The organism is Mycobacterium sp. 1482292.6 (genome assembly GCF_001672995.1).
Classification (GTDB): Bacteria; Actinomycetota; Actinomycetes; order Mycobacteriales; family Mycobacteriaceae; genus Mycobacterium; species Mycobacterium europaeum_A.
The window spans coordinates 1-10,074 of the sequence record NZ_LZKV01000244.1 but is presented as its reverse complement, the minus strand read 5'-3'; the positions used below and the strand labels follow the sequence as shown (position 1 = coordinate 10,074).

Genomic DNA, 10,074 nt, shown 5'->3' with positions numbered 1-10,074 from the left:
CGCGCAGCGCACCTTCATCGCGCAGTTCGGGTCCACGCAGGCCGTCGTCTCATGGACGATCGCCGGCTACATGCTCGCGTTCGCGACGGTGATCCCGGTTACCGGGTGGGCGGCGGATCGGTTCGGCACCAAACGGCTTTTCATGGGTTCGGTGCTGATCTTCACGCTGGGATCGCTGCTGTGCGCGATAGCGCCGAACATCCTGCTGCTGATCCTGTTTCGGGTGGTCCAGGGCATCGGCGGCGGCATGCTGCTACCGCTGAGCTTCGTCATCCTGACGCGCGAGGCGGGACCGAAGCGGGTCGGCCGCCTGATGGCGGTGGGCGGAATCCCGATCCTGCTCGGCCCCATCGGCGGGCCCATCCTGGGCGGCTGGCTGATCGGCGCGTACGGCTGGAAATGGATCTTTTTGATCAACCTGCCGATCGGGCTGACGGCGTTCGCGCTCGCGGCCATCATGTTCCCGAAAGACCGCTCGGCCCCCTCGGAGGCCCTCGACATCACCGGCGCGCTGCTGCTCTCGCCTGGCGTGGCGATCTTTTTGTGCGGGGTGTGTTCCATCCCGGGGCGGCACACCATCGCCGACCGCTACGTGTTGGTGCCCGCGCTCGTCGGCCTGGGCCTGATCGTCGCGTTCGTCCTGCATGCCTGGTACCGGACCGACCACCCCCTGATCGACCTGCGGCTGTTCCGCAACCCGGTGGTCACCCAGGTCAATGTGACGCTGCTGGTGTTCGGGGCCGCCTCGGTGGGCGTCGGCCTGCTGGTGCCCAGTTTCTTTCAGATCGTCGGCCACGAGACGCCGATGCAGTCGGGTCTGCACATGCTGCCGATCGGCATCGGTGCGGTGCTGACCATGCCGCTCGGCGGCGCCTTCATGGACCGGCGCGGCCCGGGCAACATCGTGCTCGTCGGCCTGCCGCTGATGGCGGTGGGCCTGGGTGTCTTCACCTACGGAGTCGCCAGCCAGGCCGCCTACTCACCGGTCCTGGTGACGGGGCTCGCGATCATGGGGCTGGGTATCGGTCTGACCACCACGCCGCTCTCCGCGGCGCTCATGCAGGCGCTCGCCCCACATCAGGTCGCCCGCGGGACGACGCTGATCAGCGTCAACCAGCAGGTAGGCGGGTCCATCGGCGCCGCGCTGATGGCGGTGATCCTGACCAATCAGTTCAACCGCAACGAGGCCCTGATGGCGGCGAACGAGATGGGCGGGGTGCGCGCCGGCACCGGCAAGCGAGGCCTGCCGGTCGACCCGTCGGCCGTCCCGCGCCAGCAGCTTGGCCCCGAGCTCGCCAGCCATGTGTCTCACCACTTGGCGCACGCCTACGCGGTGGTGTTCGTCCTGGCCGTCGTGCTGGTGGCGTTCACCATCATCCCGGCGTCGTTCCTGCCCAAGAAGCCACCGACCCCGCCGGTCGGCGACTGACGCGCGGCGGCCTAGGTCGACGACTGGGCCCCGGCGGCATCCAACAGCCACGCGTATTGGAACGCCGCCTCCTCCCACGCCTTGTAGCGGCCGCTGACGCCACCGTGCCCGGCGTTCATCTGGGTCTTCAACAGGACCGGACTGCCGTCGCCGTTGGCGTGTCGCAGGGCCGCGACCCACTTGGCCGGCTCGACGTAATAGACCCTCGTATCGTTCAGCGACGTCATCGCCAAGATCGCCGGGTACCGCTTGGCCGCCACGTTCTCATACGGTGAATAGGACTTCATGTAGGAGTAGACGTCCTTGTCCGCCAATGGGTTTCCCCATTCGTCCCATTCGGTGACGGTCAGCGGTAAGGAGGGGTCCAAGATGGTGGTCAGCGGGTCGACGAACGGGACCTGCGCGAGAATTCCGGCGAAGAGCTCCGGCGCCAGGTTGGCCACCGCGCCCATCAACAAACCGCCGGCGCTACCCCCCAACGCGACCAGCTGACGAGGCCGGGTGACACCGGAGTCCACCAAATGCGTTGCGACGGCGACGAAGTCGGTGAAGGTGTTTTTCTTCTCCAGCAGCTTGCCGTGCTCGTACCACAGCCGGCCCATCTCACCGCCGCCACGCACGTGGGCGATCGCGAACACCATGCCGCGGTCCAGCAGCGACAGCCGGGCGATGGAGAAGCTCGGGTCGGTGCACAGCTCGTAGGCGCCGTAGCCGTAAAGCAATGCGGGCGCCGGGAATTCGATGTCGGCGCGGTGCACGATCGACACCGGGACCCGGGTTCCGTCGTCGGCGACCGCCCAGTCACGGCGCTCCACATAGTCGTCGGGCCGATAGTCGCCGAGCACGGGTTGTTCGCGCAGCAGCGTGCGCTCACCGGTGGCGAGGTCGATGTCATACACGCGCGCCGGGATCACCAGGGATCCGGCCCTGATCCGCAGCTTGGGCGCAGCCCAGTTGGGATTGCCGGCCAGCCCGGACGACATCAGCTCGGAGTCGAAGGAAATCTCTTCGGGCCGGCCGTAGGTGCCGTCGGCGTTGATGGGCCACAGCTGCAGCCGGGGCAGCGCCTCCCGGCGGTAGCCGACGACGAGGTGGCCGGCGAAAGCGTCCACCCCGTCGAGCCGGACGTCGTCGCGGTGCGGGATCAGGGTGCGCTGCTGTGTCGGATCGCTGACCGGCGCCTCGGCCAGGGTGAAGTTGACCGCGCCGTCGTTGTGCAGGATCAGGAACCGGTCCTGCCCGCCGATGACCGCGTGCTCCACCGCGTACTCGACACCCTCGCGGCGCGGCAGCACGACCGTGAACGATGCCTGCGGATCGGCGGCGTCGGCGTAGCGATACTCCGAGGTGATCGAGGATCCCGAGGCGATGAAGACGTAGGCCTCGCTGCGCGTGAGACCCACGCCCAGCCAGTACTTTTCGTCGGCTTCGTGATACACCAGCTCCGGTTCGGCACCCGAGCCCACCCGATACCGCCACACCTTGTCGGGACGGTGGGCGGCATCCAGGGTCAGGTAGTACACGGTGCGGTTGTCGGCGGCCCAGGTGGCGCCCGCCCCGATGTCGGCGATCTCGTCCGGGTACAGCTCGCCGGTGCGTAAGTCCTTGAACCGCAACGTGTACCGCTCATCGCCCAGGGTGTCGACCGAATAGGCCAGCAGGTTCCCGTCCAGGCTGACCGTCGCGGCGCCCAGGGAGAAGAATTCGTGGCCCTGCGCCTCGGCGTTGGAGTCGAGCAGGACCTGCTCACCGGGGATCTCGGTGTCCTCGTCCAGGATCGGCGGGTCCCAGTCGTCGGGTCCGCTTATCGGACAACGGCACTGGACGCGGTACTGCTTGCCTTCGTAGGTGCGCGCGTAGTACCACCACTGGCCCTGGCGGGTGGGCACCGACAGATCCGTCTCCTTGGTGCGCGCCTTGATCTCGGCGAAGATCTGCTGCCGCAGCGGCTCGAGGTGCGCGGTCATCTGATCGACGTAGGCGTTTTCCGCCTCGAGATGCGCGATGACTTCGGGATTGGTCTTTTCGCGCAGCCACTCATACGGGTCGATGAAGACGTCGCCGTGATGCTCGCGCCGAGTCTCCACCCGCTTGGCGACGGGGGGCACCGACCCGTTTCGTTGGGTTTCGGTCATGCGCTGGGACCGATCCAGTCGGCGAAGCTCAATCCGGAAATGCGTTCGTAGGCCTCGATATAGCGCCCGCGGGTGGCCGCGATGATGTCCTCCGGTAGCGGCGGCGGGGGCTGGGAACCGTGGCGGTCCCAGCCGGACTCGGGGCCGGTCAGCCAGTTGCGGACGAACTGTTTGTCGAAGCTGTTCTGGACGACGCCGACCTGGTACTCGTCGGCCGGCCAGTACCGCGACGAATCCGGGGTGAAGATCTCGTCGGCCAGTAGCAGGTTGCCGTCGTGGTCGGTGCCGAACTCGAACTTGGTGTCCGCGATGATGATTCCCTTCCGGAGCGCGTGATCGGCGGCCTGAACGTAGATCTGTAGGGTGCGGTCGCGCAGCTGGTTGGCGGGCACGGCGCCGACCAGCTCGATCACCCGCGCGAAGGAGATGTTCTCGTCGTGGTCGCCCAGTGCGGCTTTCGTCGCCGGGGTGAACAGCGGTTCAGCGAACCTGCTGGCTTCGACCAATCCGGGCGGCAGCGGGATGCCGCAGACCTTTCCGGTCGCCTGGTAGTCCAGCAATCCCGAGCCGGTCAGGTAGCCGCGTGCCACGCATTCCACCGGAAGCATTTCGAGCTCACGCACCACCAGCGCGCGGCCCAGGACCTCGTCGGGGATGCGCGGATCGTCGGGCGGCCCGGTCAGATGGTTGGGCGCGTCCACGAGGTCGAAGAAGAAGACGCTCATCGCGGTCAGGATGCGGCCCTTGTCCGGGATGGTGCTGTCCAGGACGAAGTCGTAGGCCGAGATCCGGTCGGTGGCGACCAACAGCAGGTGCTCGTCGTCGACGCGATACAGCTCGCGGACCTTGCCGCTGGCCAGGTGCTGATAGTCGGACAGTGCGGGCATCCGGTCAGCCTATCGGGCACCTGCAAACCGGGTTTGTGCTGGGATCGGGGCTATGACACCGCGGTTTCTGCCCTACTCAACCCGACCCGGCCGGCTGGCTGTCCAGCTGTTCAGCGATCTCGCCGTCGTCGTGTGGACCCTGCTGTGGCTGCTCGTCGGGCTGGCCGTCTACGACGCCATCGCCACCATCGCCGACGCCGGGCGGCAGGTCGAGAGCGGCGCGAAGGGCATCGCCGGCAACCTCGCGTCCGCCGGACACGAGGCGCAGCACATTCCGGTGGTGGGCGACACGGTCAGCAAGCCGCTCAACTCCGCGAGCCACGCCGCGCTGGACATCGCGGGCGCGGGCCACGATCTGGACAGCGCGGCGAGCTGGCTCGCGGTGCTGCTGGCGATGGCCGTCGTCGCGGTCCCGATCCTCATCGCGGTGCTCCCGTGGTTTTTTCTGCGGCTTCGGTTCTTTCGGCGCAAGTTGACGGTGACCGCTCTGGCCGCGACGCCGGCCGGGGCGCAGTTGCTGGCGCTGCGGGCGCTGACCAACCGGCCGGCCCGGAAGTTGATCGCCGTGAGCGCGGACCCGGTCGGCGGGTGGCGCCGCGAGGATCCGGTCACCATCGGCGCGCTTGTCGCGCTCGAATTACGGTCGGCCGGCATCGCGATCCGCGGGGCGTAGCAGCATCGCCCGCGCTAACAGCAGCAGCCCGGCGACGACCACAACGATCCATGCGGCCAACGCATCCCAGAAGAACACCAGCGAAACGGTGAGCAGCGACCGCTGCCCGATCTCGACCGCCATGGCGAAGCTGGCCGCGGAGTACATGCCCAACGGGAAAACGAACGCCCACCACGCACCGGCGAACTGCAGCATGTTGGGGTGCCGCCTAATGCGGTGCAGCGCGAAGTAGATCAGCGGCGGTATCCACAGGGTGGCCGTCACCCACGTCACGACGGTGACCGCGCGCACCGGCCCGGCCAGCCAGCCGGGAGCGACCGCGTGGATGGTGTCGCCGGCCAACGTCGCAATCGCCATGCCGCCCATCAGGATCCACGTGTCGGGTTCGAAGCCGTCCCGGTCCTGCCGTTCGTTGACCACCCGCCACATCGTCAGCCAGGTCATCAGGCCGTAGATGCACAGCGCCGCCACCCAGCCGGCCACGGCCACCGCCAGCCACCAGTGATGGCCGGTCTGCCGGGCCGCCCGCGCGATCACGATGGCCAGACCCGAGGTGCCCACGCTGCCCAGCTGCCAGGCGCCGTGGGCACGATCGCGCAGCTCCGGCCACCGGTGGGCCAACATGTTTCGCGCGCTGAACAGGATCAGCACCAGCCAGGACGTCAGGCCGACCACGCCGAGCACCCGCGCCACCCACACGTTGGACGACAAGCGCGTGTCGATCACCGCGCATGCGGCCACGAAGGTGATCAGCCGCAGGGTGACGTCTGGATCGGTGAGGTCCCAGCGCAGCCCCTGGCCCGGGCCGCAGGCCTTCACCACGACCAGGGCAACCAGCAACAACAGCCCGAGGGTGGCGATGACGCCCATGGTGTCGCTGATCAACCGGTAGCCGTGATTGTGCGCGCCGATCGACAAGATTCCCGTCGCCATCACCGCCGCGAACACATCGGGTGAGGGCTCGACATCGGCGAACCGGATCGTCACGGCTCCTCGTGAAGCTCCACGACGAGGTGCCGAATGCCGGTGTGCCGGTTGCTGCGGGCCCATTCGACCGGCCGGACGACCCGCGCCCCGCCGAACCGGGACAGCAGCTCTTCGAACAGCACCCGCAGCTCCAGCCGGGCCAGGTTGGCGCCCAGGCAATAGTGCACACCCTGGCCGAAACCCAAGTGCGGATTGGGCTTTCGGGCGATGTCGAATTCGTCGGCACGCTCGAACACGCCGGCGTCGCGATTCGCCGAGCCTTCCCAGATCTGTATCTTCTGCCCCGCCTCGATCGACTCACCGCCGAGGGTGACGTCGCGGGTGGCGGTGCGCCGCTTGGAGGGCGACGGCGACGTCCACCGCACCATCTCCTCGACGGCCGTGGGCAGCGCCCCGAGATCGCCGCGCAGCGACCGCATTTGGTGCGGGTGGTCGGCCAGCGCCAGTAGGCCGCCCGCGACCGCGTTGCGGGTGGTCTCCGCGCCGGCGCTGAACAGCAGACTGAAGAACAGGTACAGCTCGAGGTCGGACAGGGCCGATCCCTCAGCGTCATCGAGCATCGCGTTGGCCACCACCGACAACATGTCATCGGTCGGGTTTGCACGCTTGGACGCGATCAGCTGCTGACCGTATTCGTACATCCGCGACCCGGCCGCCGCGTCTCTTTCGGAGACCGAGAGCTGCGACAGGGAAGCCTTGCGCGAACCACCGAAATCGAACTGCGGCTCGATGGCCTCGAATAACCAATGCCGTTCGGATTCAGGGACTCCCAGCAGGATGCAGATCATCTGCATCGGCAGCTCGGCGGCGATGTCGACCAGGAAGTCGAACGGCTCACCCGGGACCACCGCGTCCAGCAGCCGGCGCGCCCTGCCCCGCAGGTCGTCCTCTACCAGGCGGATCATCCGCGGCGTCAGGCCGGAGCTGACCAGTCGCCGAATCTGCGAATGCCGCGGATCGTCCATCATGTTGAGCACCTGGCCGGCGATCGCCAGATCCTGCAGCAGCGTCCCGCCATAGGGCCTGGCGCCACCGGTGACCGAGGAGTAGGTCACCGGATCCTTGAGCACCTCAAGCGTTTCCGCGTAGGTGGCGACGGACCAGAAGCCCTCACCATCGGGGGTGTTGTCGGTCGGTGCGTGCCAGTACACCGGCGCCTCTCGCCGATGGATGGCGAACAGCTCGTGCGGAAAACCGTTGGCGAAGTTGTCCAGATCGGTGAAGTCGATCGAAGCGAGCGCGCCGGCCAGCGTCACAGGATCGCACCCGGGGCGTACTTGGCCGCGTCCGGGTAGCGGTTCACCAGCGCGTCCACCTGCGCCGCCACCTCGTCCACCTGGTCACCCGCGGCGCCGGTGAAGGCCTTCTTGTCGGCCAGCGCCGCGTCCAGCGCCGCCCGGTCTAGCGGCAGCCGATCGTCGGCGGCCAGCCGGTCCAGCAGGTCGGGCTCGGCGCCGTGCTCGCGCATGGCCAGCGCGGTGGCCACGGCGTGTTCGCGGATCACGTGGTGGGCGGCCTCGCGGCCCACGCCGGCGCGCACCGCGGCGATCAACACCTTGGTGGTGGCCAGGAACGGCAGATAGCGGTCCAGCTCGCGGTCGATCACCGCCGGATAGGCGCCGAACTCGTCGAGCACCGTCAGGAAGGTCTCGATCTGGCCGTCGATGGCAAAGAAGCTGTCCGGCAACGCGACTCGGCGCACCACCGAGCAGAACACGTCACCCTCGTTCCACTGCGCACCCGCCAGTTCGGCGGTCATCGACGCGTAACCGCGCAGCACCACCTGCAGACCGTTGACCCGTTCGCAGCTGCGTGTGTTCATCTTGTGCGGCATCGCCGACGAACCGACCTGCCCCGGCGCGAATCCCTCGGTGACCAGTTCATGGCCGGCCATCAGCCGGATGGTGTGCGCCAGCGACGACGGTCCGGCGCCCAGCTGCACCAGCGCGGAGAGCACGTCGTGGTCCAGCGAACGCGGATACACCTGCCCGACGCTGGTCAATACCGTTGCGAAGCCCAGGAATTCGGCGACGCGCCGCTCGAGCTCGGAGAGCTTGGCCGCGTCGCCGTCCAGCAGGTCGAGCATGTCCTGCGAGGTGCCCATCGGGCCCTTGATGCCGCGCAGCGGGTAACGGTCGATCAGCTCGCGCAGCCTGGTCAACGCGATCAAGGTCTCCTGGGCCGCCGAGGCGAACCTCTTGCCGAGCGTGGTGGCCTGCGCGGCGACGTTGTGGCTGCGCCCGGCCATCACCAGGTCGCGATACGCCACCGCCCGCTCGGCCAGCCGCGCCGCGACCGCCACGCCGTGCGCGAAGACCAGTTCCAGCGAGCGCCGGATCTGCAGCTGCTCCACGTTCTCGGTCAGATCACGACTGGTCATGCCCTTGTGCACGTGCTCGTGACCGGCCAGCGCGTTGAACTCCTCGATGCGCGCCTTGACGTCGTGGCGCAGCACCCGTTCGCGGTCCGCGATCGAGGCCAGGTCGACGTCCTCGATCACCCGCTCGTAGTCGGTGATCGCCTCGGGAGGCACCGCGACGCCCAGTTCGGCCTGCGCGCGCAGCACGGCCAGCCATAGCCGGCGCTCGCCGATGACCTTGGCCTCCGGCGACCAGATCGCGACCATCTCGGCACTGGCGTACCGGGTGGCCAGCACATTCGGAATGCTCACTTGGTCCTCACGAACACACAGCTTACGGTCGCGGCCATAGCCTATGCGGATGTACTTCGCCGGCGTCGACCTCGCCTGGGCGGGTCGCAACCCGACCGGCGTCGCCGTCGTCGACTCCGGCGGCGCCCTGGTGAGGGTGTGCGCGGTCCGCGACGACGACGAGATCCTGGCCGCCCTGCTTCCCTACGTCCGCGGCGACTGCGTGGTCGCCTTCGATGCGCCGCTGGTGGTGAACAATCCGACCGGGCAGCGTCCCGCCGAGGCGGCGCTCAACCGCGATTTCCGCAGGTACGAGGCCGGCGCGCACCCCTGCAATACCGGCAAACCCGAGTTCGTCGACGGCCCCCGCGCGGGCCGGCTGGCCGCGGCGCTCGGCCTGGACGCGGACCCGCGATCACCGGCCGCGCGCCGGGCCATCGAGGTCTACCCCCACGCGGCCACCGTCACGCTGTTTCGCCTCGAGCGCACCCTGAAATACAAGGCGAAGCCCGGCCGCACCGTCGAGCGGCTCAGGTCCGAGCTGTTGTTGCTCATGGACGGCGTCGAGCGGCTGGCGCGGGCCCCGGTGCCGCTACGCGTGGCCGGGCACGACGGCTGGGTCGCGCTGCGCCGGGCCGTCACGGCCGCGCAACGCAAGAGCGAACTGCGCCGCGCCGAAGACCCGGTCGATGCCGTGGTCTGTGCCTACGTGGCGTTGTACGCGCAGCGCCGCCCGCAGGACGTGACCGTTTACGGCGACCTCGACACCGGCTACATCGTGACGCCGTCGCTGCCGGTGGACCCGACCCACGCAGCGGACGGTCAGATCTGCACGGGCCGCTGATCGATCGGCGCGAGCACCTCGATGAGGTCGACCACCGCGCCCTGCGCCGCCGCGCGCGGGTCGCGCCCCTCCACCAGGGCCGACACCACCGAGCCATCGACCGCGCAGATCAACGTGCACACCAGTTCAATGTGCACCGATCGGCCCGAGCGCTCGATGGCCTCGGCCACCGCTTCGGCGCGCTGGCGCAGGCTGCGACGCATGGTCTCGCGCAGCGCGGGCAGCCGGGTGCACGCGATGTGCCGCTCGTAGCGCGAGATCAGCTGATCGGTCAGGCCCGGTCCGGACACGTCACCGACGAGCAGGTCCGCCAGCACCTCGGCGATGGTCTCCGGTCCGCGGCGCCGGCGCGACATGGCGCTGACCCGCGACCGCAACTGCGCCACCTCGATCATCGCGATGTGTTCGACGGCGCGTGCGATCAGATCGTCGAGGGACGAGAAGTAGTAAGTGGTGGAAGCCAACGGCA

9 protein-coding genes are annotated in these 10,074 nt (G+C 68.5%); 3 read left to right on the top strand and 6 right to left on the bottom strand.

Annotation, left to right across the window (positions count from 1 at the left end; translation table 11 throughout):
* On the top strand, positions 1-1,429 hold a 1,429-nt coding region (locus tag A5624_RS24255; RefSeq protein ID WP_066872221.1), incomplete at its 5' end, for a DHA2 family efflux MFS transporter permease subunit.
* 11 nt (positions 1,430-1,440) lie between these two features.
* Here A5624_RS24255 and A5624_RS24250 read toward each other — a convergent pair.
* Both A5624_RS24250 and A5624_RS24245 read right to left on the bottom strand, forming a co-directional pair.
* Positions 1,441-3,564, bottom strand: coding sequence for a S9 family peptidase (locus A5624_RS24250; RefSeq protein WP_066872218.1), 2,124 nt, complete (start codon positions 3,562-3,564; stop codon positions 1,441-1,443).
* The gene (locus A5624_RS24245; protein ID WP_066872216.1) at positions 3,561-4,451 is read right to left on the bottom strand and encodes a phosphoribosylaminoimidazolesuccinocarboxamide synthase; all 891 of its coding nucleotides are present in this window, start codon (positions 4,449-4,451) and stop codon (positions 3,561-3,563) included. The genes A5624_RS24250 and A5624_RS24245 overlap by 4 nt, the downstream gene beginning before the upstream one ends.
* A gap of 52 nt (positions 4,452-4,503) precedes the next feature.
* Here A5624_RS24245 and A5624_RS24240 point away from each other — a divergent pair, with 52 nt between their 5' ends.
* On the top strand, positions 4,504-5,124 hold the full coding sequence (locus A5624_RS24240) for a hypothetical protein (protein WP_066872213.1): 621 nt from the start codon (positions 4,504-4,506) through the stop codon (positions 5,122-5,124).
* Here A5624_RS24240 and A5624_RS24235 read toward each other — a convergent pair.
* The 3 genes from A5624_RS24235 to purB are packed head-to-tail and all read right to left on the bottom strand — an operon-like array spanning position 5,089 to position 8,782.
* The gene (locus A5624_RS24235) at positions 5,089-6,111 is read right to left on the bottom strand and encodes a tellurite resistance/C4-dicarboxylate transporter family protein (RefSeq protein ID WP_066872210.1); all 1,023 of its coding nucleotides are present in this window, start codon (positions 6,109-6,111) and stop codon (positions 5,089-5,091) included. The genes A5624_RS24240 and A5624_RS24235 overlap by 36 nt on opposite strands.
* Positions 6,108-7,367 carry a cytochrome P450 gene (locus A5624_RS24230; RefSeq protein ID WP_066872207.1) on the bottom strand — a complete coding sequence of 420 codons (1,260 nt, stop codon included), beginning with the start codon at positions 7,365-7,367 and terminating at the stop codon, positions 6,108-6,110. Before A5624_RS24230 ends, A5624_RS24235 begins: the two co-directional genes overlap by 4 nt.
* A complete protein-coding gene (purB, locus tag A5624_RS24225) occupies positions 7,364-8,782 on the bottom strand; it encodes an adenylosuccinate lyase (RefSeq protein ID WP_066872203.1) in 1,419 nt (472 codons plus the stop codon). The genes A5624_RS24230 and purB overlap by 4 nt, the downstream gene beginning before the upstream one ends.
* Positions 8,783-8,831: 49 nt before the next feature.
* Between purB and A5624_RS24220 the strand changes: the two genes are divergently transcribed.
* Positions 8,832-9,605, top strand: a complete 774-nt coding sequence (locus A5624_RS24220) for a DUF429 domain-containing protein (RefSeq protein ID WP_066872200.1) — start codon at positions 8,832-8,834, stop codon at positions 9,603-9,605.
* Here A5624_RS24220 and A5624_RS24215 read toward each other — a convergent pair.
* A partial coding sequence (locus tag A5624_RS24215; protein ID WP_066872198.1) for a TetR/AcrR family transcriptional regulator occupies positions 9,584-10,074 on the bottom strand: 491 nt, incomplete at its 5' end. The genes A5624_RS24220 and A5624_RS24215 overlap by 22 nt on opposite strands.

Bases quoted from the DNA above. Each gene is read 5' to 3' on its own strand.
- A5624_RS24245 (WP_066872216.1), bottom strand. From the start codon at position 4,451: ATGCCCGCACTGTCCGACTATCAGCACCTGGCCAGCGGCAAGGTCCGC.
- A5624_RS24250 (WP_066872218.1), bottom strand. From the start codon at position 3,564: ATGACCGAAACCCAACGAAACGGGTCGGTGCCCCCCGTCGCCAAGCGG.
- A5624_RS24240 (WP_066872213.1), top strand. From the start codon at position 4,504: ATGACACCGCGGTTTCTGCCCTACTCAACCCGACCCGGCCGGCTGGCT.
- A5624_RS24220 (WP_066872200.1), top strand. From the start codon at position 8,832: ATGTACTTCGCCGGCGTCGACCTCGCCTGGGCGGGTCGCAACCCGACC.